This is a genomic window from Streptomyces sp. CB01201 (assembly GCF_002803085.1).
In the GTDB taxonomy this organism is placed as follows: domain Bacteria; phylum Actinomycetota; class Actinomycetes; order Streptomycetales; family Streptomycetaceae; genus Streptomyces; species Streptomyces hundungensis.
This window is the reverse complement of the sequence record NZ_NNBJ01000031.1, coordinates 33403-57160: the sequence shown is the minus strand read 5'-3', so window position 1 is coordinate 57160 and position 23758 is coordinate 33403. Positions and strand designations below refer to the sequence as shown.

Below are 23758 nucleotides of genomic sequence, written 5' to 3'. Positions count from 1 at the left end.
GTATGCCCCGGTCGGCCGCGTTAGCTTCGCCTGATGGCCGGATCCCTGCAGACCTATCGCAATGTGCTCCACCTGACCGGTCCGCTGCTTCCCGTGATCTCCTTCCTCGGGCGCCTGCCGACGGCCATGTGCCAGCTCGGCAGCGTCCTCCTGGTCGCCGGTACCAGTGGCAGCCTGGCGACGGCCGGGCTCGTCGGCGGCGCGCTCGCCGCCGGGCAGACCGTGGCGGGGCCGCTCCTGGGGCGCGCCGCCGACCGGTACGGACAGCGGACCGTGGTGCTCCTGGCGGCGGGTGCGAACGCCGTCGCCGTGACCGGGCTGGTGCTCGCCGCGCTCTCCCACCTCTCGACCGGACGGCTCGCCCTGCTCGGCGCCCTCGCGGGGGCGAGCGTGCCGCAGGTGGGCCCGCTCGCCCGGAGCCGGACCGTGGCCCTGGCGCACCGGGCGGGCGCCGACGAACGGACCGTGGCCGGCGCGCTCTCCTTCGAGGGCACCCTGGACGAGATCTCCTTCGTCCTCGGCCCGGCCCTCGTGGGCCTCGCGGCCGCCCTCGCCCAGCCGGCCGCGGCCCTGCTCACGGCGGCGGCCCTGCTCGCCGTCTGCGGCACGGCCTTCGCGCTTCATCCGACGGCTCGTCAGGTGACCGCGCCCCGGCGCACCCGGACGCCCCGCACCCGGCTGCCCGGCGCCGTCTACGCGCTGCGCGTCACGATGGCGCTCCAGGGGGCCATGTTCGGCGCGTCCCAGGCCGGCATCACGGCCCTGACGGGCCAGCTCGGCCGGCCCTCGCAGACCGGCCTCGTGTACGCGGCGATGGGCGTGATGAGCGCGGCCGCGGGGCTCGCTATGGTCGCGGTACCCGAGCGGCTGTCTTTGCCGGCGCGCTGGCGGATCGCCACCTCGGCGCTCGTCGTGCTCTGTGTGCCGCTGCTGTTCGTGCACACACTGCTCGGCCTGTACGTCACGGTGACCGTGCTCGGGGTGGCGTACGCGCCCCATCTGATCACCGTGTTCGGGCTGACGGAGAGGCTCGTCCCGGCGGGGCGGCTCGCCGAGTCCATGGCGTTCCTGACGAGCGGGGTCGTCGGCGGTCAGGCGCTCGCGCTCGCCCTGTCGGGACGGCTCGCGCAGGACCACGGGGCGGCCGCCGCGTTCGCCGTCATGCTGGCGGCCGGGGCGCTGTGCGCGCTGCTCTCCTGGACCGTGCGCGGGCTCGGCGCGGGGCGGGCGGGCGCGGCCGCCCGCGAGGCCGTCCCACCCGGCGTCGCGGCGGCCCCGAGGGCCCCGGTCGACAGCTGACCGGGCGGGGTTCGCGTTCATGGACCCACTGTGCCGGAGCCCACTGACAATCGAACTCCGGCGCAGGTCAGGTCGGTTGAGGCCGTCCGGCCCGCGCGCTAGGCCGGTCGGCGCAGCACGGTCATGCTCCGGCCGATCAGGCCGATGCGCTCGCCCCCCGTCACCTTCGGGCCGCCTCCCTGCGGCAGGCCATCGGAGCGTGCGGTGTCCACGACCACCTGCCACTGCCGGCCGTGGTTGACCGGGACCACGAAGTCGATGTCCTCCGCGCTGGCGTTGAACATCAGCAGGAACGAGTCGTCGCCGATCCGCTCGCCGCGCGGCCCCGGCTCCGAGATCGCGTTGCCGTTGAGGAACACCGACAGCGCCTTCGCGCTCGCCGACTGCCAGTCCTCCTCGGCCATTTCCGCGCCCTCGGGGGTGAACCAGGCGATGTCCGAGAGCTCGTCGTGGGTGCCCTGCACCGGTCGGCCGTGGAAGAAGCGCCTGCGCCGGAAGACCGGATGGTCCCGGCGCAGCCACACCATGGCCCGGGTGAACGCGAGGAGCGATCCGTCCGGGTCCTCGCCCGGCTCCGGCCAGTGCACCCAGGACAGCTCGGTGTCCTGGCAGTAGGCGTTGTTGTTGCCGTTCTGGGTGCGGGCGAACTCGTCGCCGTGGCTGATCATCGGCACGCCCTGCGACAGCATCAGGGTGGCGATGAAGTTCCGCATCTGGCGGGCGCGCAGCTCCGCCACCCCGGCGTCGTCGGTGGGGCCCTCCGTACCGCAGTTCCAGGACCGGTTGTGGCTCTCGCCGTCCCGGTTGCCCTCGCCGTTGGCGTCGTTGTGCTTGTCGTTGTAGGAGACGAGGTCGTTGAGGGTGAAGCCGTCGTGGCAGGTGTGGAAGTTGATGGAGGCCAGCGGCCTGCGGCCGTCGTCCTGGTAGAGGTCGGACGAGCCGGTCAGCCGCCCCGCGAACTCGGCCAGGGTGCGCGGCTCGCCGCGCCACAAGTCCCGTACGGTGTCCCGGTACTTGCCGTTCCACTCCGTCCACAGCGGCGGGAAGTTGCCCACCTGGTAGCCGCCCTCGCCCACGTCCCACGGCTCGGCGATCAGCTTGACCTGGCTGACCACCGGGTCCTGCTGGACCAGGTCGAAGAAGGACGAGAGCCGGTCGACCTCGTGGAACTGGCGGGCCAGTGTCGCGGCGAGGTCGAAGCGGAAGCCGTCCACGTGCATCTCGGTCACCCAGTAGCGCAGCGAGTCCATGATCAGCTGGAGGACGTGCGGGGAGCGCATGAGGAGGCTGTTGCCGGTGCCGGTGGTGTCCTCGTAATAGCGCGGGTTGTCGGCCAGCCTGTAGTACTGCGCGTTGTCCAGGCCGCGGAAGGAGAGCGTGGGGCCGAGGTGGTTGCCCTCCGCCGTGTGGTTGTAGACGACGTCCAGGATGACCTCGATGCCGGCCTCGTGGAGCGCCCGCACCGCCTGTTTGAACTCCAGGACCTGCTGGCCGCGGTCGCCCCAGGACGCGTACGCGTTGTGCGGGGCGAAGAAGCCGATGGTGTTGTAGCCCCAGTAGTTGGACATTCCGGCATCGGCCAGCCGGTGGTCGTTGACGAACTGGTGCACCGGCATCAACTCAAGCGCGGTGACGCCGAGTTGTGTGAGGTGATCGATGATCGCCGGATGGGCGAGCGCGGCATAGGTGCCGCGCTGTTCCGGCGGGAGCTCCGGGTGGAGCATGGTGAGGCCCTTGACATGGGCCTCGTAGAAGACGGTGTGGTGGTAGTCGGTGCGGGGCGGCCGGTCGTCGCCCCAGTCGAAGAAGGGGTTCACCACCACCGAGGCCATCGTGTGCGGCGCCGAGTCCAGGTCGTTGCGGCTGTCGGGCCGCCCGAAGTGGTAGCCGTACACCGCCTCGTTCCACTCGACCTGGCCGCTTATGGCGCGCGCGTAGGGGTCGAGGAGCAGCTTCGCCGAGTTGCAGCGATGTCCGTGCTGCGGCTCGTACGGTCCGTGCACCCGAAAGCCGTACCGCTGGCCCGGCAGCACACCGGGCAGGTAGGCATGGCGTACGAAGGCGTCGGACTCGCGCAGTTCGACGGCCGTCTCCGAGCCGTCGTCGTGGAGCAGACACAACTCGATCCGACGGGCGGCCTCGGAGAAGACCGCGAAATTGGTCCCGGCGCCGTCGTACGTGGCGCCGAGTGGGTAAGCCTGTCCCGGCCACACCTGCATGGGCAAGACTCTTCCACTTCCACTCGGGTTACTGGGGGGCTGTTCGGCCAGATCCTCCCTGAAAAAACGACCGTCACCCGGGACGTCCGCGTGCGCCAATGGGTGACCCGGGTCCGGCGCGCGCGGTGCACGCGCTATGAATCGGCTCACCCCGTCAGATAGTGCCCATCAGAACAGGCCGTATCCTCGGGCCAGTTGGCAAACTCGACGCGTGATCGGGATGCAGCGCCTCCTGCTCCCGGAGTACCCTTCCTTGATCGTTGAAGGGCGTGCGGGGGCGGGCCGGGCCCGCAGGGGTGTGCCGGGGGCGGAAGGCGGTGCGTGGGTGAGCTCGGGAGGCCTTGAGCTGCCCCCTGGTGACACGGGTCATGAGGGGGAGTCCGGCGACATCCCGCCCGGAGCGGTATCCCTGGCGCGTCCGATGGAGATCGGGGCGGAGCTGGACTGGGGCGCGGACGCCTGGAGCGAGGTGCGTACGCGCGCGCAGCGGGCCGGGCGCGCCTACATCTGGCTGAACCTGGTGGAGCAGCGGCTGCGCGCCGTGGTGGCCGCCGTGCTCCGGCCGATCTACGAACCGGTGCACGGCGACGACTGGGTGGTCGCAGCGGCCGGACCGGCCGGCCAGGAGTGGGTCCAGCGGGCCGTGGCGGTGCGCGAGGTCTCGCGCCGCAAGGGCTATCTGCTCGACCCCGCCGACGACAACGTGCTCAGCTTCCTCACGCTCCCGCAGCTGCGGGAGCTGATGGTGCAGCACTGGCCGTGCTTCGAGCCGTACGTGGACGACCGGCGCGATGTCGAACTCGCCCTGGACGAGCTGGAGGTGGCCCGCAACGTCGTCTCCCGCAACCGGGCCCTGAACGAGGCGGTGCTCGCCCAGGCCGAACGGGCCTCGGCGCGGCTCCTGGACGTGCTCGGCGGCGCCGGCGGTGCCCCGGCCGCGCACCGCCTGCCCATCGACGCCGTCGAGGAGCTGGTCGGCGACCGGTACGCCGATGTCGTCTCCGTGCACTCCGACCGGGTGCGGCTCCAGCGCCAGCTGCCCGCCGAGGACCTCTTCGGCGGCGCCCGGCGCCTGGACGCGATAGGCATCGGTCTCAATCTCCTGGTGCAGAACTATTCGGGCCGCCGTCTGGTGCGCCTGGCCGAGACCGGCTGCCGCGTCCGGCTGCTCTTCCTCAACCCGGCGAGCAGCGCGGTCAAGCGCAGGGAGCGCGAACTCGGTTTGAAGAAGGGCGAGTTGAGTCGGTCGGTGGAGATGAACATTCTCCATATGCGGCGGGTGCGGACGGCGCTCCGCGACCCGGGGGCCTTCGAGATCCAGGTCTTCGACGAGACCCCGCGCTTCACCGCCTATCTGGTGGACGGCGACGGGGCGGACGGCCTCGCGGTCGTCCAGTCCTATCTGCGCCGCGCGCGGGGGATGGAGGCGCCGGTGCTGGTGCTGCGCGGCGGCGGCCGGCGGGGCGTGGTGCGGCCGGGCCAGGACGTCGAGCACGGCCTCTTCGAGACGTACCGCGAGGAATTTGAATCAGTCTGGGTGGATTCGCGTCCTGTGTCCTGATTCATGGTGAGAATTCCCTGGTGGATTCCGGCCGCCCGGCCGATTGTCAGTGGCGCGTGCGAGGGTGGTCGTCAACTGGGGGAAAGCACCACGAAGGAGGGGCAACAGCATGAGCTGGCACCTGGAACCGCTGGTCGGGTTCGACCTGGAGACGACCGGCACCGAGCCGCGCGAGGCACGCATCGTGACGGCGGCGATCGTCGAAGTGCGGGGCGCCGATGTGGTCGGGCAGCGCGGCTGGCTGGCGGATCCGGGGATACGGATCCCGGCGCAGGCCTCCGCGGTCCACGGGATCAGCAGTGAACACGCCGCGGCCCAGGGCAGGCCGGCGGCCGAGGTGGCCGACGAGGTGGCGGAGACCCTGGCCGCCCACTGGCGCCGGGGCGTGCCGGTGGTCGCCTACAACGCGGCCTTCGATCTGACGCTGCTCGCCGCCGAGCTGCGCCGCCACCAACTGCCCTCGCTCGGCGAGCGGCTGGGGGGAGCGCCCATAGGCCCGGTGGTCGATCCGTACACGATCGACCGCTCGGTGGACCGCTACCGCAAGGGCAAGCGCACCCTGGAGGCGGTGTGTGCCGAGTACGGAGTGGTCCTGGAGTCGGCGCACGACGCGGGGGCCGACGCCCTCGCGGCGGCCCGGGTGGCGGTGGCGATAGCCGAGCGCCACCCGCAGGTGGCGCGGCTCGAACCGGCGGAGCTGCATGACCGTCAGATCCAGTGGTACGCCGACTGGGCGGCCGACTTCCAGCAGTTCCTGCGCCGGAAGGGCACCGCGGACGCGGTGATCGACGGCTCCTGGCCGCTGCGCGAACTGACCCCGGCTCACGGCTGACCCCGGCTCACGGCTGAGCCCGGCTCACGGCTGACCCGGTCCGCAGTTGGGTCCCGCCCGCGCGAGGGTCGTGGGGAGCGGTCCGGCCCGCTCGCGTCGCCGCTCAGAAGGGGTACCAGCGTACCTCGGCGTCCCCGTCGCGCAGCGAGGCGACCCGGCGGCGGAATTCGTCCAGCGCCTTCGGGTTGGTCGGAGCGTGCTGGGCGACCCAGGCGCAGCTGGCCGTCTCGCGCGCACCGCGCAGAACGGCACAGCCGTCCCACTCGCGGACGTCCCAGCCGTAGACCTCGACGAACGCGTCGTACTGCTCGGCGGGCAGCCCGTACCGGTCGCGGGAGAGCGCCATCACGACCAGGTCGTGCTCGCGGAAGTCGGCGGAGAAGGTCTCCAGATCGACCAGGACCGGCCCGTCGGGGCCGATGGACACATTGCGGGGGAGGGCGTCGCCATGGATGGGACCGACGGGAAGATACGGGGTGAGCGCGGCGGCCGCCTCGGCGAAGCCGTCCCTGCGGGCGCGCAGATACGCGGCGTCCGCCGGGTCGATCGCCTCGCCGGCCAGCTGTAGCCAGCGCTCGACGCCGCCCAGGAGTTCACGGCGCGGCAGCGGGAAGGCGGGCGCCGGCAGGGCGTGGACGTGCCGTAGCAGCGCGGCCAGATCGGCGGGGGCAGCCGGCCGCTCCCCTGCGGGCAGCCGGTGCCACACGGTCACCGGGTGGCCCTCGACCAGGCGGGGCTTCGGCTCCGCGGCCCGGACGGCGGGTACGCCGGCCTCGGCGAGCCAGGTCGCGACGGCCACCTCGCGCTCGGCACGCTCCAGAAGTTCCGGGTGCCGGGTGGCATCCCGGCCGACCTTGACGACCAGGCCGTGCCCGGTGCCGGTGCCGGTGCCGGTGCCGGTGCCGGTGCCCGCGCCCGCGTCGGTGGGGGTGGCGGAGTCCGCGCCGGGCAGGGCGAAGACCGCGTTCTCGCCCAGGGCCAGCAGCTCGGCGGTCGCGGTTCCGGCAAGGGTGCCGGGGTCGTTCAGCGCCGCCGCGGCCAGCAGTTCGCGTGCCCGTGCCTCGTCCATAGGTGTCTCCCGGTGATCGTCAGGTCCCGGCCAAGTCTCGCATTCACGCAGGTCGTCTTGACGAACGGACGGACCGTCAGCACGATGACGGGGGCTGTTCGGCATTACTGGACAAAGGGGTGGAAAAGGTGACATCAGTGACCGCCGGTACGCGGTCAGCCACCACAAAGCCGACGAACAGACCTCCCGGAAGCAGCGGACGCAGAGGCGGGGACCGGCATGGCGGTGGCGCCTGGTTCCTGGTGCTCCCCGCGCTCCTGCCCATTCTGGTGCTCAGCGTGGGCCCGCTGCTCTACGGCATCGCGTTGGCCTTCACCGACTCCCAGTCCGGTCGCACCACCGCGACCCGGTGGGTGGGGCTGCTCAACTTCCGTGATCTGGCGCACGACGGGCTGTTCTGGGAGTCGTTCCGGATCGGCCTGCTGTGGGCGGTCGGGGTCACCGTCCCCCAGTTCCTGCTCGCGCTAGGCCTCGCTCTGCTCCTGAACCAGAGGCTCCGGCTCCGCTGGCTGGCCCGGGCACTCGCGATCATCCCCTGGGCGATGCCCGAGGTCGTGGTCGGCATCATGTGGCGCCTCGTCTACCAGCCGGACGCCGGCATCCTGAACGAGACGCTGCGCACCCTGGGGTTCGGCGACGGCCACGACTGGCTGACCGGTCTCGCCACCGCCCTGCCCGCCGTGATCCTGGTCGGCGTCTGGGCCGGGATGCCCCAGACGACGGTCGCCCTCCTCGCCGGACTCCAGAACACCCCGCGAGAACTGCACGAGGCCGCCGCCATCGACGGCGCCGGCGCCTGGCGCAGGTTTCGCGCGGTCACCTGGCCCGCCCTGAAACCGGTGGCCCTCGCGATCACGGCGCTCAACTTCATCTGGAACTTCAACTCCTTCGCCCTGGTCTATGTCCTGACCAACGGCGGACCGGGTGGCCGCACCCGGCTTCCGATGCTCTTCGCCTACGAAGAGGCCTTCCGCTACGGCCAGTTCGGATACGCGGCGGCCATGGGCTGTGTGATGGTCGCCGTGATCGCCGTCTGCCTCGCCCTCTTCCTGGTGGGCCGCATCAACGAAGGGAGGGACAAGTGAACTCCCGCACAAAGGTGTTGGGGCGCACCGGGCAGTACCTCGCGCTCCTCGCCTATCTCGTGTTCCTCGCCTTTCCCTTCCTCTGGCTGATCTCCACCGCCTTCAAGTCGCCGCGCGAACTGGGCTCACTCCATCCGACCTGGATCCCGCGCCACCCCACCCTCGACAACTTCCGGCAGGCCTTCGACGAACAGCCGCTGCTGCACGCGGGGTTGAACAGCCTGGTCGCGGCCGTCTCGGCCGCCGTCATCGCGGTACTGATCGCCACGCCGATGGCGTACGTCACGGCTCGCGGGCGAGGCCGCCTCGCGGCCGCCGCCACGGGCTGGGTGGTGATCAGCCAGGCGTTCCCGTTCGTGCTGCTGATCATTCCGCTCTTCCTCGTCCTGAAGAACCTGCACGCGATCAACTCGGTGGGCGGTCTCGTCCTGGTGTACGTGGTGTGGTCGCTGCCGTTCGCGCTCTGGATGCTGAACGGTTACGTTCGCGCCGTGCCCGCCGAACTGGAGGAGGCGGCGGCCGTCGACGGCGCGGGGCGCCTGCGCACCCTCGTCTCGGTCACCGCGCCCCTGCTCGCCCCCGGCATCGTGGCCACCGCGCTCTTCGCGTTCATCACGGCGTGGAACGAGTTCTTCTTCGCGCTCGTCCTCCTCAAGACCCCGGAGAAGCAGACCCTGCCCGTGGTCCTCACCCACTTCCTCGGCGCGGAGGGCGTCGCCGACCTCGGGCCGCTGGCCGCGGCAGCCTTCCTCGCCACCCTGCCCTCCCTGGTGATCTTCGCGATCATCCAGAAGCGGATCACCGGCGGCATGCTGACCGGGGCGGTGAAGAGCTGATGCGAAACGGTGAACAGGGGTCGCGCAGCGCCCTGTTGAGGGTGGCGGCGGCCCTCGCGCTCCTGCTGCCACTGCTCGCCGGGTGTTCCGGCAACGGGTCGGGCTCGGACGCGCACGGGGTGATCACGCTCCGCTTCCAGTCCCTGGCCTGGCAGAAGGAGTCCGTGGATGCCACGAAGACCCTGGTCGAGGAGTGGAACGCGACGCACCCAGCCGTCCAGGTCCAGTACGTCCAGGGCAGTTGGGACACCGTGCACGACCAGCTGCTCACCGCCTTCGAGGGCGGTGAGGCGCCGGACGTCATCCACGATGCCTCCGACGACCTGGCCGACTTCGCCTACGGCGGCTACCTCGCGGATCTGAGCGGAGCGCTGCCCGAGCGGCTCAAGGACGCCATCCCGGCGCGGAGCTGGCAGACGACCACCTTCGGGAAGGGGGTGTACGGGGTCCCGTTCCTCCAGGAGCCGAGGGTGCTGATCGCCAACACGAAGATCCTCAAGGCCTCGGGGGTCCGGATCTCCACGCCCGAACACCCCTGGACCTGGCCGGAGTTCAGGCAGGTGGCGAAGGAGCTGAGCGGGAACGGCAGGTACGGGGTGGCCTGGCCGCTCAAGGAGCCGGTCTCGGTCACGCTCAACCTGGCCCTCTCCGCGGGCGGCCGGCTCTTCACGCGCGATGGCGAGGGCAGGGCGAAGGTGGAGTTCACGGCGGGCGACGCGGTGGTCCCCGACACCGTCAACGCGCAGGTGAACACCGACAGGAGCGCCGCCCGTACCACCCTCGGCATGGGCGGCTCGGACACGTTGCCCGGGTTCTTCGCGGGCAAGTACGCCATGGTGCCGCTGGGGTTCTCCTACCGTCAGCAGATCGTGCAGCAGGCGCCGCCCGGCTTCGCGTGGACGGTACTGCCCGCACCCGCCGGCAGCGCGGGCCTGGACCAGGGCGTCAGCCCGCAGACCCTGTCGGTGGCCCAGGACAGCCGGCACAAGAAGGAGGCCGCCGAGTTCATCGACTTCCTGCTGAGCCCGGCGCACATGGTGCGACTGGCCAAGGGTGACTGGATGCTGCCGACGGGAACGGAAGCCCTCAAGGACCCGTCCCTGCACACCGTCGAGGACGGCTGGGCGACGGGTGCGGCGCTCGCCCCCCATCTGCGCTCGGCACCCGCGCAGTCGGTACGGGGCTACCCGGAGTGGAAGGACAAGGTCGCCACGCCCGCTCTTCAGGAGTACTACAGCGGGGCGATCGACACGGCCGAGCTGAAGAAGCGCCTGGTCGAGGACGGAAACCGGGTGCTCGCGCGCTATCGGCGCTGAGGGGGAAGGCGGTGCGGATTCCAGCCCAAATGCCCTCTGCGGGAAGCGAGTTGAGTACGCAGCGGAGAGGGTCGGGTTCACGCAGAGTGTCCATCGGCCCTCCATAAAGCCCGAGTTGTTCCCGCCTGGGTGGCTTTCGCATTACGAAACCTTGTTGGCTAAGTCACAGCCGTATGAAGTCCTTGATCTGCGCGCGTCAATCGGCAAGGGTTTCGAACCAGCCCCGGAAAGTTTCCTTCCGGTAGGCAAACCCCCCACACATAGTGACGAGGAGACCCCTCTTCATGGCAACTCACAAGCGCGCGAGCAGGACCAAACTCACCGCCGGCATAGCCGCCGTGGCGGCGACCGCCGGACTCATCACGCTGGGCTCCTCGTTCGCCGGAGCCGCCCCCGCCGAGGGCGCGGTCTACGGACTCGACGCCAAGGACGCGGTCGACGGAAGCTACATCGTCCTGCTGGACAAGTCGGCCACGGCCGACTCCAAGCGCAAGCTCGCCGAGGAGTACGGCGGCGAGCTCCAGCGCGACTATTCCTCCTCCCTCAACGGCTTCTCCGCCAGCGGTCTCACACAGACCGAGGCCAAGCGGCTCGCCGCGGACCCGTCCGTCGGCAAGGTCGTGCAGAACAAGAAGTTCCACATCAACGCGGAGCAGGCGAACCCGCCGTCCTGGGGCCTGGACCGGATCGACCAGAGTGCGACCGCGGGCGACGGCAAGTACACCTATCCCGACAGCGCGGGCGACGGTGTCACCGCGTACGTCATCGACACCGGAGTCCGCATCTCCCACAAGGACTTCGGCGGCCGGGCCTCCTACGGCTTCAACGCGGTCGACAACAACGACAAGGCCGACGACGGCAACGGCCACGGCACGCATGTCGCGGGCACCATCGCGGGCGCCGAGCACGGCGTGGCCAAGAAGGCGAAGATCGTCGCAGTGCGGGTCCTCGACAACCAGGGTTCCGGCAGCACCGACCAGGTCGTCGCGGGCGTCGACTGGGTGACCAAGAACCACAAGGGCCCGTCCGTCGCCAACCTGAGCCTCGGCGGGACGGCCGACCCGGCGCTCGACGCGGCCGTCCAGAAGGCGATCGCCTCCGGAGTCACCTTCGGTGTGGCGGCCGGCAACGAGTCCGCGGACGCGGGCAACGGCTCGCCGTCCCGCGTCAAGGAAGCCATCACGGTCGCCTCCTCCACCAAGGACGACCAGCAGTCCGACTTCTCCAACTTCGGTTCCGTGGTGGATCTTTACGCCCCCGGATCGGACATCACCTCCGACTGGAACACCAGCGACACGGCCACCAACACCATCTCCGGCACGTCCATGGCGACCCCGCACGTCGTCGGCGCCGCGGCGGTCTACCTGGCCGGGCACAAGGACGCCACTCCCGCCCAGGTCTCCGACGCCCTCACCAAGGGCGCCACGGCGGACAAGATCTCCAACGCGAGCCCGGGCACCCCGAACAGGCTGCTGAAGGTCGTCGAGTAGACACCGCCCGGCAGCACTGAACGACGGCCTCCGCGCCCGTCCCCCACGGGGCGCGGGGGCCGTCCCGCGGGGCCCTACTGTGGGGCCATGACGACGACGTACGCCGCTCTGCTGCGCGGCATCAATGTGGGCGGGAAGAAGAAGGTTCCCATGGCCGAGCTCCGGAACATCCTGGAGGAGCTGGGCCACGGCCAGGTGAGGACGTACCTCAACAGCGGCAACGCCGTCTTCACCAGTGCGTCCCGGGACCCGGACGCCCTCGCCGCCGAGCTGGCGGCCGCCATCGAGGAGCGCTTCGGCTTCGAGGTCGCCTGCATGGTGCGCACCGGGCCCTATCTGCGGTCCGTCCTGGACGCGTGCCCCTTCCCGGCCGAGGAGCTGGCCGGCAAGCAGCTGCACGCCACCTTCTTCGCCGGCCCGCCGGTGACCGCGGAGCGGTTCGCCTCCATCGACGCGTCGGCCTACCTCCCCGAGGAGTTCCGACTCGGCGATCAGGTGCTCTATCTGTACGCGCCCGACGGCCTCGGCACGTCACAGCTGGCCGCCGCCCTGTCCCGGCCCGGGCTGCTGAAGGGCGTCGACGCGACCTCCCGCAACTGGAACACCGTCAAGGCCCTGGTGGAGATGACGCGGGCGGCCGGTGATGCTCAGGCCGGCTGAAGAGCGTCGAGTGCCCCCAACTCGTCGTCCGTGAGCTTGACTTGGGCGGCATCCAGATTCTCCTCCAGGTGGTCGAGCGAGCCGGTGCCGGGTGTCGGGCACAGCACGGGTGAGCGGTGCAGCAGCCAGGCCAGGGCGATCTGGCCCCTGCTCGCACGGTGCCGATGGGCGATCCGGTCGAGCGCGGCCGCCGCGCCCCCGGTCAGCGCGCCGTTGGCCAGCGGGAACCAGGGCAGGAACGCCAGGCCGTGCGCCTCGCAGAGGGCGAGGACCGCCTCCGACTCCCGGTCCAGGAGGTTGAAGCGGTTCTGCACCGAGGCGATGCGGGCCAACGGGAGCGCCTGCTCCAGCTGTTCCGGCGTGACGCTGTCGAGGCCGATGTGCCGTATCTTGCCCTCGTTCCTCAACTCCTCCAGCGCGCCCAGCTGTTCGGCCATCGGGACGTCCGGGTCGAGCCGGTGCAGCTGGTACAGGTCGATGCTCTCCACCCGCAGTCGGCGCAGACTCGCCTCGCACATCGCCCGGAGCCGCTCGGGCCGGCCCTCGATGTGCCAGGCGCTGTCGCTGGTGCGTACGACACCCCCCTTGGTGGCGATCACCAGATCGGCCGGATACGGGTGCAGGGCCTCGGCGACGAGTTCCTCGGCCAGGTCCGGCCCGTAGTTGTCGGCGGTGTCGATCAGCGTGACACCCCGCTCGACGGCCCGGCGCAGCAGGGCGAGCGCGTCCCCCCGAGCCCCGCGCGGTCCCCAGTAACCGGGGCCGGTCAGCTGCGCGGTGCCGAAGCCGAGGCGCCGCAGGGGGCGGTCCCCGCCCAGGACGAAGGTCTCGGGGGTCTCAGGGATCATGCTGCGACGGTATCGAAGGGGTTCGGGCTTCGTCCGGCGGGGGTGGGGCCGAGAGCCGAAGTGGCCCAGTCGACCAAGGCGGCAATGGCCCAGAGGCGGGGGCCAATGGCGGGCTAGGGTCGGGGTATGAACGACACCGCGTCAGCGTCCGCGCAACCCGCCACCGTCGACTTCTACTTCGACCCCGCCTGCCCCTTCGCCTGGATCACCTCCCGCTGGATGCTGGAGGTGGAGAAACACCGGGACATCGAGCTGAGGTTCCGGCCGATGAGTCTGTATCTGCACAACATCGGCAATGAACTGCCCGACTGGTACCGGGATTTGGTCGACCGGTCCATCGGGCCCGTCCGGGTCGCCGTGGCCGCGGCCGAAGCGCACGGGGACGGTGTGCTGCGCGACCTGTATACCGCTTTCGGCACGCGCATCCACCAGGACAAGAACCAGGACTTCGACGAGGTGATCGTCCAGGCCCTCGCGGAGCTGGGTCTCCCGGCCGCGCTCGCCGGTGCCGCGCACGACCCGGCGTACGACGAGGCGGTGCGGCGCAGCCACGATGCGGGCAAGGACCCGGCCGAAGACGGGTATGTCGGCACCCCGACCATGCACCTGGACGGCAAGGTCTACTTCGGGCCGGTGCTCGGCTCGATCCCGCGCGGCGAGGAGGCGGCGCGGCTCTTCGACAGCGTGCGGACGATCGCGGCGTACCCGGACTTCTTCGAGCTGAAGCGGACGCGGACGGGGGGTCTGCGGTTCGACTGAGGTGGGTCCCGGCCGGCGCGGGGATGGTGGCCCCACTCCGCCCCGCCCGCACCCCCAAGGTGCTCGGCTCCGGGATCCCGGAGGGGCGAGGGCTCTGCGCGGGGCCTTCGGGGCAGGGGGACCTCGGGCCACGGCCGGTGGGTTCGGAGCCGTCCGCCGCTGTGCCCCTACGCGGACAGCGCCGGCACCCCGTCCCGTACCCGTGCCTCGTCGTAGCGGTGCAGGAGCAGGTCGGCCAACTCCCGCGCAGCGCCCAGCACTTCGGACAGGATGTCCGCTTCCTCGGCACCCCGCGCGATGCGGTCGGGCAGGAAGCCGGGGGCTATGACGTAGGGGGCTACTGCCACGCGGCGCACGCCTTCGGATCTCAGGGCGCGTACCGCGTCCTCCGTGCGGGGCAGTGCCGCGGAGGCGAACGCAGGCCGCACGGCGCACCAACCGGTGTGCCGCAGCTCCCGCGCGATTTCAGCGATCACTGCGATCGCCTCCGGGTCGGTGGAGCCCGCCGAGGCCAGGACGACCCCGGTCGAGCGCTTGTCGGCGGGCGTCAGGCCCGCCTCGTACAGCCGTCGCTCCAGTGCGGCGAGCAGCAGCGGGGAGGGGCCGAGGACATCCGCCAGGCGGATGTTCAGGCGGGCCGGGGCGCGGTCGAGGGCCGCCGGGATGTCGGCCTTCGCGTGGAAGGCGCGGGTCAGCAGGAGCGGGAGGGCCACCACGTCCCGTACTCCCTCGGCGGCCAGGCGGTCCAGGGCCTGGGGGACCGAGGGGGCGTTGAAGTCCAGGTACGCGGTCTCCACGCGCAGGCCGGGACGGAGCGCCCGGGTCCGCCGGACCAGGGCGTGCACGGTCGCGGCGTGCCGGGGATCGCGGCTGCCGTGCGCTATGACGAGGAGGACCGGGCGGTGCACGGGCGGCTCAGCCCTTCACGAGCAGACCGCGGCCGCGCAGCACCCTGCGCTCCAGCGGGCTGAAGATCAGCAGGTCGATGGCGATGCCCACGATCAGGATCAGGAAGATCGCCAGGAAGATGCCGGGCATGTCGGAGTTGTTGCGGCCGTTCTCCAGCAACTGGCCGAGCCCCAGGCCGAGATCGGGCGAGGAGGCGATGATCTCGGCGGCCATCAGGGAGCGCCAGGAGAACGCCCAGCCCTGCTTGAGGCCCGCGAGGTAGCCCGGCAGCGCGGCCGGCATCAGGATGTGCCAGGCGCCGCGCACCCCGGTCGCGCCGAGCGTGCGGCCCGCCCGCAGATACAGCGGGGGCACCTGGTCGACGCCGGAGACCAGGCCGTTGGCGATGGAGGGGACCGCGCCGAGCAGGATCACGGCGTACATCATCGAGTCGTTGAGGCCCAGCCACAGCACGGCCGGCGGCACCCAGGCCACCGACGGCAGCGACTGGAGGCCGGACAGGATCGGGCCGATGGCCGCCCGCACGAACTTGACCCGGGCCACCAGCAGACCCAGCGGCGTTCCGATGGCCAGGGCGAGCAGGAAGCCGAGCAGTCCGCGCGAGACGCTCGTCCACACGACGTCGAGCAGGGTGCCCTGGAGCCACATGTCGGTCAGGCTCGACCACACCGCGGACGGTGCGGGCAGCTTGTACTCGTCGGTGACCTTCGCCGAGACCAGGACCTGCCACACCACCAGGACGAGCACGATCGCGCTCAGCGGCGGCAGGACCTTCTTGACCAGCACCTCGCGCACCGGAGTGCGGTGGGACTGCACGGTTTCGAGCGCGTCGAGGCCCGCTTCGAGGCTGCCGAGCCCGGGGGAGTCCTTGACGGCGGTGGTCTCGACGTCAGTGGTCTCAGTGCTGGCCATGGCGGCGGATCTCCCCACGCAGTTGTTCAGTGATCTCGACGGAGAGCTCCGCCACTTCGGCGTCCTCGATGCGGCGCGGCTGCTCGATGTCCACCGTCCACTCGTGGGCGACGCGGCCGGGACGCGAGGAGAGCAGCACCACGCGCTGGGCGAGCCGGACCGCCTCGCGCACGTTGTGGGTCACGAACAGCACCGACAGGTTGCCCGCGACGGAGTCGCCCGTGTTCGCAGTGCGCCAGATGCGGGTCAGCTCGTCGTGCAGGACGTCCCGGGTGATCGCGTCCAGGGCCGCGAACGGCTCGTCCATCAGCAGGAGTTGGGATTCCTGGGCGAGCGCGCGGGCCATCGCGACGCGCTGGCGCATACCGCCCGACAGCTCGTGCACGCGCTTGCCGTACGCGCCCTCCAGGCGGACCAGGGACAGGAGTTCCTCGGCCCGGTCGCGCCGGTCGCTCTTGGCCACCCCGCGCAGCCGCAGGGCGAGTTCGATGTTCTTGCCCGCGGTCAGCCACGGGAACAGGGCGTGCTCCTGGAACATCAGGGCCGGGCGTCCGCCGGGCGTCTCGATGGCGCCCGCGGTCGGCGCGTCGAGCCCGGCGACCAGGTTGAGCAGCGTCGACTTTCCGCAGCCGGAGGCGCCCAGGAGGGTGACGAACTCGCCCGGTGCGACATCGAGGGTGATGTCGTCGAGGACGAGCTGCGGTCCCGCGGGACCGTCGAAGGACTTCGAGACGTGCTCGATGCGGGCGGCGTACTCGTGCGCTGCCGCCGTGCGGTCCGTGGCCTTGGCGAGTGCGGTGGCCATGGTCGTCACCTCCTGGGAAACCTGTGAACCGGCCGGGTGGGTGGACTACTTGACGCCGAGACCGGCGTCGCCGACCTCAGGCTTGCCCAGGGACTTGAGGACCTTGTTGAGCGGAGCCAGGTCGTAGATGCCGCTCAGATCCGGCTTCTTGAGGAGACCGGCCTTCACCGCGTGGTCGGCCTGTGCCTGGAGGGTGGCCGCCAGCGGGTCGTCCAGGGTCTTGATGGACTTCCACGCCGGGTCGATGATGTCCGCCGGAAGCGCCTTGCCGGACAGCTTCTTGAGCGCCTCGTTCGCGGAGGCCTTCGCCTGGTCGGGGTGGGCCGAGATCCAGTCGTTGGTCTTCACCGAGCCGCGCAGGACCGCCTCGACGACGTCGGGGTGCTCCTTGAGGAACTTCTGCGACACGATGATGTTGGTGATCACGAACTGCTTGTCCGGCCACAGGTCGGACTCGTCGAGCAGCACCTTGCCGCCCTCCGACACCAGCTTGGAGGCGGTCGGCTCCGGCACCCAGGCGCCGTCGATCGAGCCGGACTTGAAGGCGTCCGGGGTGATCTTGTTGTCGGTGCGGACCACGTTGACGTCGCCCTTGCCGCTCTGCGCGTCGACCTTCCAGCCCTTTTCGGCGATCCAGTTCAGGAACGCCACGTCCTGGGTGTTGCCGAGCTGCGGCGTGGCTATGTTCTTGCCCTTGAGGTCGTCGAGCGACTTCACCTTGCTGGGGTTGACCACCAGCTTCACCCCGCCGGACGCCGAGCCGCCGATGATGCGCAGGCTCTGGCCCTTGGACTTGGTGAAGCCGTTGATGGCCGGCGAGGGGCCGATCCAGCCGATGTCGATCGAGCCCGCGTTGAGCGCCTCGATCTCGGAGGGGCCGGCGTTGAAGGTGGCCGTCTTGACGGCCGTGCCGCCCAGCTCCTTCTGGAAGAGCCCTTCCTGGACGCCGATCAGCGGGGTGGCGTGGGTCAGGTTCGGGAAGTAGCCGATCTTCACGGAGTCGGCGGAGAGCTTCGCGCCGTTGGCGGCGGGAGAGGCCTTCCCGGCGTCGCTCTTGTCGGCGGACGAGCCGTAGCCGCAGGCGGCGAGCGCACCGAACAGCAGCGGCAGGGTGGCGGCGGCGACGAGGCTGCGCCTCAAGGTGGAGCTGGCAGGCACGGGAGGGTGTCCTCTCGGAGGCCCGGTGCTTACGTAGGGAGTCTCAACTCCGGTACGCGGCCGGGAAGTCGGCAGGTCTTCGGTGGTGTGTGAGGTGGTGCTGGTGGTGGTGCAGCCGGGCGCGCGAGCGGTGCGCGTACGTCATCGCGCACATCGCGACACCCCGCCCTGGCCGCTGCCGAGGGCGCCGCTGCCCACGCGGCCGCCCTCCTTCGCGAAGGTCGCATAGACGTCGTTGGTCATCAGAAGTCCCAGCCTTCTTCGTCCTCGACCGTGGTGAGGACCTTGTGGGTGGCGAACGACTCGCCCGCCATGCCGGCGGCCAGCGTGGTGCCGTCCGCCGGGTCGATCAGGAGGAAGGAACCGGTGCGCCGGGAGTCGGCGTAGGCGTCGAGCGCCAGCGGTTCGGCGGTGCGCACCTTGACCCGGCCGATGTCGTTGGCGACGAGCTGGCCCGGGTTGGGGTGCTGGGAGAGGTCGTCCAGGGTGAGCCGGGACTCGATCTCCTTGACGATCGCCTTGACCGTGCGGGTGGTGTGCTTGAGCAGCACCCGCTGACCCACCGTCAGGGGCTGGTCGGCCACGTGGCAGACGGTCGCCTCGACGTCCTGGGTGGTGGCCGGCGCGTCCCCGCTCGGCACGATCAGATCGCCGCGCGAGATGTCGATGTCGTCCGCCAGGAGGAGCGTGACGGACTGCGGGGTCCAGGCGACGTCGACGGACTCGCCGAGCAGGTCGATCCCCGCCACGGTGCTCGTGCGCCCCGAGGGAAGCACGGTCACCGGCTCGCCGACCCGGAAGGTGCCGGCCGCGATCTGGCCCGCGTAGCCCCGGTAGTCGGGGAGCTCGGCGGTCTGCGGGCGGATCACGTACTGCACGGGCAGCCGGGCGTGGCACGAGGTCAGGTCGTGGCTGACCGGGACCGTCTCCAGGTGCTCCAGGACGGTGGGCCCGCCGTACCAGTCCATGTTGGCGCTGGGCTCCACCACGTTGTCCCCAGCCAGCGCCGAGATCGGGATGGCCGTGATCTCCGGGACGCCCAACTCGCTGGCGTACGCGGTGAATTCCTCGGCGATCGAGGCGAAGACCTTCTCCTCGTACGCCACCAGGTCCATCTTGTTGACGGCCAGGACCACGTGCGGCACGCGCAGCAGGGCGGCGACCGCGGCGTGCCGGCGGGTCTGCTCGATGACGCCGTTGCGGGCGTCGACCAGGACGACGGCGAGGTCGGCGGTGGAGGCGCCGGTCACCATGTTGCGGGTGTACTGCACATGCCCGGGGGTGTCGGCCAGGATGAACCGGCGCCGGGGGGTGGCGAAGTAGCGGTAGGCCACGTCGATGGTGATGCCCTGCTCGCGCTCGGCCCGCAGGCCGTCGGTGAGCAGCGCGAGGTCGGGGGCTTCCTGGCCGCGCTTGAGGGAGGCCGCCTCGACGGCCTCCAGCTGGTCGGTCAGGACCGACTTGGAGTCGTGCAGGAGCCGGCCCACCAGGGTGGACTTGCCGTCGTCGACGGATCCGGCGGTCGCGAAGCGCAGCAGTGTGGTGGCCGACAGGTCGGCCAACTGCACTGCGGTGTCAACGGAGTTGGACATTCTAGAAATACCCCTCGCGCTTGCGGTCTTCCATCGCGGCCTCGGACATCTTGTCGTCGGCGCGGGTGGCGCCCCGCTCGGTGAGCCTCGATGCGGCGATCTCGGTGATGACGGCGTCCAGCGTCGTGGCGTCGGAGTCGACGGCGCCGGTGCAGGACATGTCGCCTACGGTGCGGTAGCGCACCAGACGTGTCTCGACGCTCTCGTCGGCCTTGGGGCCGCCCCACTCGCCGGCGGTCAGCCACATCCCGGACCGCTTGAACACCTCGCGCTCATGGGCGAAGTAGATCTGCGGCAGGTCGATGTCCTCGCGGGCGATGTACTGCCACACGTCCAGCTCGGTCCAGTTGGACAGCGGGAACACGCGGACGTGCTCACCGGGGGCGTGCCGGCCGTTGTAGAGCTGCCACAGCTCGGGGCGCTGACGGCGCGGGTCCCACTGCGAGAACTCGTCCCGCAACGAGAACACCCGCTCCTTGGCGCGGGCCTTCTCCTCGTCGCGCCGGCCGCCGCCGAACACCGCGTCGAAGCGGTGCTGCTGGATGGCCTCGGTCAGCGGGAGGGTCTGGAGCGGGTTGCGCGTGCCGTCGGGGCGCTCGCGCAGCTTGCCCGCGTCGATGTAGTCCTGCACCGAGGCGACGTGCAGTCGCAGCCCGTGCTCGGCCACCACGCGGTCGCGGTAGGCGAGGACCTCGGGGAAGTTGTGCCCGGTGTCGACGTGCAGCAGTGTGAACGGCACGGCGGCCGGGGCGAACGCCTTCAGCGCCAGGTGCAGCATGACGATGGAGTCCTTGCCGCCGGAGAACAGGATCACCGGCCGCTCGAACTCACCCGCCACCTCACGGAAGATGTGGACCGCCTCGGACTCCAGGGCGTCCAGGTGGCTGAGCGCGTACGGGCTGTCGACGCCCTCGCCCACGGTGATGGCGGAAGTCATGCCAGGCCCCTCTCGGTGAGCAGCGCATGGAGCGCGGCCGCGGACTCCTGCACGGTCTGGGTGTGCGACTCGATCCGCAGATCCGGTGTCACGGGTGCCTCGTAGGGGTCGTCGACGCCGGTCAGGCCGCTGATCTCACCGGCCGCCTGCTTGGCGTACAGGCCCTTCACATCGCGGACGGAGCAGACCTCCACCGGGGTCGCGACATGCACCTCCAGATAGGCGGTGCCCTCGCTCTGGTGACGCTTGCGAACCGCCTCGCGGCTGTCGGCGTACGGGGCGATCACCGGGACCAGGGCCTTCACGCCGTTGGCGGCGAGGAGTTCGGCGACGAAGCCGATCCGCTGCACATTGGTGTGCCGGTCCTCACGGCTGAAGCCGAGGCCCGCCGAGAGGAACTCGCGGATCTCGTCGCCGTCGAGCACCTCCACCCGGTGCCCGGCCGTGCGCAGCCGGCCCGCGAGCTCGTAGGCGATGGTGGTCTTGCCGGCGCTCGGCAGACCGGTCAGCCAGATGGTGGCTCCCGCCTCCGTCACGCTCATCGAAGTCTCCTGATCCGTTTTCTGACGGTCCGTCATCCGTGCAGTCCGCACTCGGTCTTGTTGCGTCCGGCCCAGCGTCCGGCGCGCGCGTCCTCGCCCTCGGCGACCCGGCGGGTGCAGGGGGCGCAGCCGATGGAGGGGTAGCCGTCCATGAGGAGGAGGTTGGTGATCACGCCGTGCTCGGCGACATAGGCGTCCACGTCGTCCTGCGTCCAGCGGGCGATCGGGGACACCTTGACCTTCTGCCGCTTCTCGTCCCAGCCGACCACCGGGGTGTTCGCCCGGGTCGGGGACTCGTCGCGGCGCAGCCCGGTGGCCCAGGCGGCGTACGAACTCAGGCCCTGTTCAAGGGGCTTGACCTTGCGCAGCGCGCAGCACAGGTCGGGGTCGCGGTCGTGCAGCTCGGGGCCGTACTCGGCGTCCTGCTCGGCCACGGTCTGACGCGGCGTCAAGGTGATGACGTTGACGTCCATCACCTCGGCGACCGCGTCCCGGGTGCCGATGGTCTCGGGGAAGTGGTAGCCGGTGTCCAGGAACACCACGTCCACCCCGGGCATCGCCCGGGAGGCGAGGTGGGCGACGACCGCGTCCTCCATGGAGGAGGTGACGCAGAAGCGCTTGCCGAAGGTCTCGGCGGCCCAGCGCAGGATCTCCAGGGGCGAGGCCTCTTCGAGATCCCGGCCGGCCTGCTCGGCGAGCGCCTTGAGCTCTTCCGCGGTGTGGCCGCCGGGGGTGAGGTCCGCCCGGTCGGCTCCGGCCGGGTGCTGTTCGGCGTGGGCCGGGTGCTCCTGGGTGGTCTCCGTGCCGGTCCGAGTGGCCGTCATATCGCTTCCCCTCCACCGTCGTTGCGCTGCACTCCACGGGCGAGCAGCCCGAGGAACTTCAGCTGGAAGGCCCGGTTGCACGCCGCGCACTCCCAGGCGCCGTGGCCGGTCTCGTTGGGCCGCAGGTCCTCGTCGCCGCAGTAGGGGCAGTAGAAGGGGGCCGCGCGCTCGCTCATGACAGGGCCTCCTCGTCGGCGCGTGCCGCCCAGGTGGCGAACCGCTCGCCCTCGGCGCGCTCCGCCTGGAAACGTCCCAGGACCCGCTCGACGTAGTCGGGCAGCTCGGCCGAAGTGACCTTCAGGCCGCGGACCTTGCGGCCGAAGCCGGCCTCCAGGCCGAGCGCGCCGCCCAGGTGCACCTGGAAGCCCTCGACCTGGTTGCCGTCGCCGTCCAGGACCAGCTGTCCCTTGAGGCCGATGTCGGCGACCTGGATGCGGGCGCAGGAGTTGGGGCAGCCGTTGATGTTGATGGTGATCGGCTCGTCGAACTCCGGCAGGCGGCGCTCCAGTTCGTCGATCAGCGAGGCGCCGCGCGCCTTGGTCTCGACGATGGCGAGCTTGCAGAACTCGATGCCGGTGCAGGCCATCGTGCCGCGCCGGAACGGCGAGGCGTCGACCTTGAGGCCGAGTGCCTCCAGGCCGGCCACGAGCGAGTCGACGCGGCCCTCCTCGATGTCGAGCACGATCAGCTTCTGCTCGGCGGTGGTGCGCAGGCGCCCCGAGCCGTGCGTCTCGGCCAGCTCGGCGATCTTGCTCAGGGTCGCGCCGTCCACGCGGCCCACGCGGGGCGCGAAGCCGATGTAGAAGCGGCCGTCCTTCTGGCGGTGCACGCCGAGGTGGTCGCGCCAGACCTCCTTGGGCAGCTCGGGCGCGGGGCCGTCGACCAGCTTGCGCTTCAGGTACTCGTCCTCCAGGACCTGGCGGAACTTCTCCGCGCCCCAGTCGGCGACCAGGAACTTCAGGCGGGCGCGGGTGCGCAGCCGCCGGTAGCCGTAGTCGCGGAAGATCGAGATGACGCCCTCGTACGCGTCGGGCACCTCGTCGAGCGGCACCCAGGCGCCGAGTCGCACCCCGAGCTTGGGGTTGGTGGAGAGCCCGCCGCCGACCCACAGATCGAAGCCGGGGCCGTGCTCGGGGTGCTCGACACCGACGAAGGCGATGTCGTTGATCTCGTGCGCGACGTCCAGCTGCGGCGATCCGGAGACCGCGCTCTTGAACTTGCGGGGCAGGTTGGAGAAGGCCGGGTTGCCGATGCAGCGGCGCTGGATCTCGTCGATGGCCGGGGTGCCGTCGATGATCTCGTCCGCGGCGATCCCGGCGACCGGCGAGCCGAGGATGACGCGCGGGGTGTCGCCGCAGGCCTCGGTGGTGGACAGGCCGACCGCTTCGAGGCGGTTCCAGATCTCGGGGACGTCCTCGATGCGGATCCAGTGGTACTGCACGTTCTGCCGGTCGGTGAGGTCGGCCGTGCCGCGCGCGAACTCCTGCGAGATCTCGCCGATGACCCGCAGCTGCTCGGTGGTCAGACGGCCGCCGTCGATGCGGACGCGGAGCATGAAGTACTCGTCGTCCAGCTCCTCCGGCTCCAGGATCGCCGTCTTGCCACCGTCGATGCCCTGGCGGCGCTGGGTGTACAGGCCCCACCAGCGCATCCGGCCGCGCAGGTCGTTGGGGTCGATCGAGTCGAAGCCGCGCTGGGAGTAGATCGTCTCAATGCGTGTCCGCACATTGAGACCGTCGTCGTCCTTCTTGAACTGCTCGTTCCCGTTGAGCGGCGTGAAGTGGCCGGCGGCCCACTGGCCTTCACCCCGGTGGCGGCCCGGCTTGCGGCGGGGCGTCGTGGGGGCAGGGTTATCTGGGCTGGCGGCCATGGCGTATGTCCTTCGGGACTGCGGGTGGGCGGCTCTGACCTGCACACTCGCGCTTCGGCGCGGCGGTGTGCAGTCAGGACAGAGAGGAGGGGAATCGCGGCGTGACTGGCGGAGTCAGCGTGCCGGACAGATGGCGCTGGACATGCGGCCGAGGTCGACGTGCCGCCGACTCACCAAGGCAATTCCAGTTCCAGACATGACGGAAGCGTGTCACGGGACTTTGGACCCAGTCCAC

23 protein-coding genes are annotated in these 23758 nt (G+C 70.8%); 9 read left to right on the top strand and 14 right to left on the bottom strand.

The window, feature by feature from the left end; translation table 11 throughout:
- The first annotated feature begins 33 nt into the window (after positions 1-33).
- Positions 34-1299, top strand: a complete 1266-nt coding sequence (locus CG740_RS37990; protein ID WP_100579890.1) for an MFS transporter — start codon at positions 34-36, stop codon at positions 1297-1299.
- A 98-nt stretch (positions 1300-1397) separates the two neighbouring features.
- On the opposite strand, the gene glgX is transcribed toward CG740_RS37990, so the two are convergent.
- Positions 1398-3518 carry a glycogen debranching protein GlgX gene (gene glgX, locus CG740_RS37985; protein WP_100579889.1) on the bottom strand — a complete coding sequence of 707 codons (2121 nt, stop codon included), beginning with the start codon at positions 3516-3518 and terminating at the stop codon, positions 1398-1400.
- 325 nt (positions 3519-3843) lie between these two features.
- On the opposite strand from glgX, the gene CG740_RS37980 reads away from it, so the two are divergent.
- Positions 3844-5079: an SAV2148 family HEPN domain-containing protein gene (locus CG740_RS37980; RefSeq protein WP_100579888.1), complete on the top strand. Its 1236-nt coding sequence runs from the start codon at positions 3844-3846 to the stop codon at positions 5077-5079.
- 109 nt (positions 5080-5188) lie between these two features.
- Positions 5189-5911, top strand: coding sequence for a 3'-5' exonuclease (locus tag CG740_RS37975; RefSeq protein WP_100579887.1), 723 nt, complete (start codon positions 5189-5191; stop codon positions 5909-5911).
- A 103-nt stretch (positions 5912-6014) separates the two neighbouring features.
- On the opposite strand, the gene CG740_RS37970 is transcribed toward CG740_RS37975, so the two are convergent.
- Positions 6015-6980, bottom strand: coding sequence for a phosphotransferase (locus CG740_RS37970; RefSeq protein ID WP_100579886.1), 966 nt, complete (start codon positions 6978-6980; stop codon positions 6015-6017).
- A gap of 128 nt (positions 6981-7108) precedes the next feature.
- On the opposite strand from CG740_RS37970, the gene CG740_RS37965 reads away from it, so the two are divergent.
- From CG740_RS37965 to CG740_RS37945, 5 genes are all read left to right on the top strand, one after another.
- Positions 7109-8065, top strand: a complete 957-nt coding sequence (locus CG740_RS37965) for a carbohydrate ABC transporter permease (RefSeq protein ID WP_234376736.1) — start codon at positions 7109-7111, stop codon at positions 8063-8065.
- Positions 8062-8901, top strand: a complete 840-nt coding sequence (locus CG740_RS37960) for a carbohydrate ABC transporter permease (RefSeq protein WP_234376735.1) — start codon at positions 8062-8064, stop codon at positions 8899-8901. The genes CG740_RS37965 and CG740_RS37960 overlap by 4 nt, the downstream gene beginning before the upstream one ends.
- Complete coding sequence (locus CG740_RS37955; RefSeq protein ID WP_100579884.1) at positions 8901-10217, top strand: ABC transporter substrate-binding protein; 1317 nt, start codon at positions 8901-8903, stop codon at positions 10215-10217. Before CG740_RS37960 ends, CG740_RS37955 begins: the two co-directional genes overlap by 1 nt.
- A 284-nt stretch (positions 10218-10501) precedes the next feature.
- Positions 10502-11707, top strand: a complete 1206-nt coding sequence (locus CG740_RS37950) for a S8 family peptidase (protein ID WP_100579883.1) — start codon at positions 10502-10504, stop codon at positions 11705-11707.
- Positions 11708-11794: 87 nt separating this feature from the next.
- Complete coding sequence (locus tag CG740_RS37945; RefSeq protein WP_100579882.1) at positions 11795-12367, top strand: DUF1697 domain-containing protein; 573 nt, start codon at positions 11795-11797, stop codon at positions 12365-12367.
- Here CG740_RS37945 and CG740_RS37940 read toward each other — a convergent pair.
- A complete protein-coding gene (locus CG740_RS37940; protein WP_100579881.1) occupies positions 12355-13215 on the bottom strand; it encodes an aldo/keto reductase in 861 nt (286 codons plus the stop codon). The genes CG740_RS37945 and CG740_RS37940 overlap by 13 nt on opposite strands.
- 126 nt (positions 13216-13341) lie before the next feature.
- Between CG740_RS37940 and CG740_RS37935 the strand changes: the two genes are divergently transcribed.
- On the top strand, positions 13342-13974 hold the full coding sequence (locus CG740_RS37935; protein ID WP_100579880.1) for a mycothiol-dependent nitroreductase Rv2466c family protein: 633 nt from the start codon (positions 13342-13344) through the stop codon (positions 13972-13974).
- Between the two features lie 167 nt (positions 13975-14141).
- Here the strand turns inward: CG740_RS37935 and CG740_RS37930 are convergent, their stop codons facing one another.
- From CG740_RS37930 to CG740_RS41810, 11 genes are all read right to left on the bottom strand, one after another.
- On the bottom strand, positions 14142-14882 hold the full coding sequence (locus tag CG740_RS37930) for a sirohydrochlorin chelatase (protein ID WP_100579879.1): 741 nt from the start codon (positions 14880-14882) through the stop codon (positions 14142-14144).
- 7 nt (positions 14883-14889) lie between these two features.
- Positions 14890-15795: an ABC transporter permease gene (locus CG740_RS37925; protein WP_100579878.1), complete on the bottom strand. Its 906-nt coding sequence runs from the start codon at positions 15793-15795 to the stop codon at positions 14890-14892.
- Entirely contained in the window at positions 15782-16600 is an 819-nt protein-coding gene (locus tag CG740_RS37920) for an ABC transporter ATP-binding protein (protein WP_100579877.1), read from the bottom strand. Before CG740_RS37920 ends, CG740_RS37925 begins: the two co-directional genes overlap by 14 nt.
- Before the next feature lie 45 nt (positions 16601-16645).
- Positions 16646-17758: an ABC transporter substrate-binding protein gene (locus CG740_RS37915; RefSeq protein ID WP_100579876.1), complete on the bottom strand. Its 1113-nt coding sequence runs from the start codon at positions 17756-17758 to the stop codon at positions 16646-16648.
- 242 nt (positions 17759-18000) lie between these two features.
- Positions 18001-19350: a sulfate adenylyltransferase subunit 1 gene (locus tag CG740_RS37910; RefSeq protein WP_100579875.1), complete on the bottom strand. Its 1350-nt coding sequence runs from the start codon at positions 19348-19350 to the stop codon at positions 18001-18003.
- 1 nt (position 19351) lies between these two features.
- Positions 19352-20287, bottom strand: coding sequence for a sulfate adenylyltransferase subunit CysD (cysD, locus tag CG740_RS37905; RefSeq protein ID WP_100579874.1), 936 nt, complete (start codon positions 20285-20287; stop codon positions 19352-19354).
- Positions 20284-20865, bottom strand: a complete 582-nt coding sequence (gene cysC / locus CG740_RS37900; RefSeq protein ID WP_100579873.1) for an adenylyl-sulfate kinase — start codon at positions 20863-20865, stop codon at positions 20284-20286. Before cysC ends, cysD begins: the two co-directional genes overlap by 4 nt.
- Positions 20862-21653, bottom strand: a complete 792-nt coding sequence (locus tag CG740_RS37895) for a phosphoadenylyl-sulfate reductase (RefSeq protein WP_234376733.1) — start codon at positions 21651-21653, stop codon at positions 20862-20864. The genes cysC and CG740_RS37895 overlap by 4 nt, the downstream gene beginning before the upstream one ends.
- Complete coding sequence (locus tag CG740_RS41385) at positions 21650-21829, bottom strand: hypothetical protein (RefSeq protein WP_161256214.1); 180 nt, start codon at positions 21827-21829, stop codon at positions 21650-21652. Before CG740_RS41385 ends, CG740_RS37895 begins: the two co-directional genes overlap by 4 nt.
- Positions 21826-23523: a nitrite/sulfite reductase gene (locus CG740_RS37890; RefSeq protein WP_100579871.1), complete on the bottom strand. Its 1698-nt coding sequence runs from the start codon at positions 23521-23523 to the stop codon at positions 21826-21828. The genes CG740_RS41385 and CG740_RS37890 overlap by 4 nt, the downstream gene beginning before the upstream one ends.
- A gap of 114 nt (positions 23524-23637) precedes the next feature.
- Positions 23638-23721, bottom strand: coding sequence for a putative leader peptide (locus CG740_RS41810; protein ID WP_310591794.1), 84 nt, complete (start codon positions 23719-23721; stop codon positions 23638-23640).
- Positions 23722-23758 lie beyond the last annotated feature (37 nt).

Coding starts and splice junctions, on each gene's coding strand:
- CG740_RS37990 (WP_100579890.1), top strand. CDS start 34: ATGGCCGGATCCCTGCAGACCTATCGCAATGTGCTCCACCTGACCGGT.
- glgX (WP_100579889.1), bottom strand. CDS start 3,518: ATGCAGGTGTGGCCGGGACAGGCTTACCCACTCGGCGCCACGTACGAC.
- CG740_RS37975 (WP_100579887.1), top strand. CDS start 5,189: ATGAGCTGGCACCTGGAACCGCTGGTCGGGTTCGACCTGGAGACGACC.
- CG740_RS37970 (WP_100579886.1), bottom strand. CDS start 6,980: ATGGACGAGGCACGGGCACGCGAACTGCTGGCCGCGGCGGCGCTGAAC.
- CG740_RS37955 (WP_100579884.1), top strand. CDS start 8,901: ATGCGAAACGGTGAACAGGGGTCGCGCAGCGCCCTGTTGAGGGTGGCG.
- CG740_RS37950 (WP_100579883.1), top strand. CDS start 10,502: ATGGCAACTCACAAGCGCGCGAGCAGGACCAAACTCACCGCCGGCATA.
- CG740_RS37945 (WP_100579882.1), top strand. CDS start 11,795: ATGACGACGACGTACGCCGCTCTGCTGCGCGGCATCAATGTGGGCGGG.
- CG740_RS37940 (WP_100579881.1), bottom strand. CDS start 13,215: ATGATCCCTGAGACCCCCGAGACCTTCGTCCTGGGCGGGGACCGCCCC.
- CG740_RS37935 (WP_100579880.1), top strand. CDS start 13,342: ATGAACGACACCGCGTCAGCGTCCGCGCAACCCGCCACCGTCGACTTC.
- CG740_RS37925 (WP_100579878.1), bottom strand. CDS start 15,795: ATGGCCAGCACTGAGACCACTGACGTCGAGACCACCGCCGTCAAGGAC.
- CG740_RS37920 (WP_100579877.1), bottom strand. CDS start 16,600: ATGGCCACCGCACTCGCCAAGGCCACGGACCGCACGGCGGCAGCGCAC.
- CG740_RS37910 (WP_100579875.1), bottom strand. CDS start 19,350: ATGTCCAACTCCGTTGACACCGCAGTGCAGTTGGCCGACCTGTCGGCC.
- cysD (WP_100579874.1), bottom strand. CDS start 20,287: ATGACTTCCGCCATCACCGTGGGCGAGGGCGTCGACAGCCCGTACGCG.
- cysC (WP_100579873.1), bottom strand. CDS start 20,865: ATGACGGACCGTCAGAAAACGGATCAGGAGACTTCGATGAGCGTGACG.
- CG740_RS37895 (WP_234376733.1), bottom strand. CDS start 21,653: ATGACGGCCACTCGGACCGGCACGGAGACCACCCAGGAGCACCCGGCC.
- CG740_RS41385 (WP_161256214.1), bottom strand. CDS start 21,829: ATGAGCGAGCGCGCGGCCCCCTTCTACTGCCCCTACTGCGGCGACGAG.
- CG740_RS37890 (WP_100579871.1), bottom strand. CDS start 23,523: ATGGCCGCCAGCCCAGATAACCCTGCCCCCACGACGCCCCGCCGCAAG.
- CG740_RS41810 (WP_310591794.1), bottom strand. CDS start 23,721: ATGTCTGGAACTGGAATTGCCTTGGTGAGTCGGCGGCACGTCGACCTC.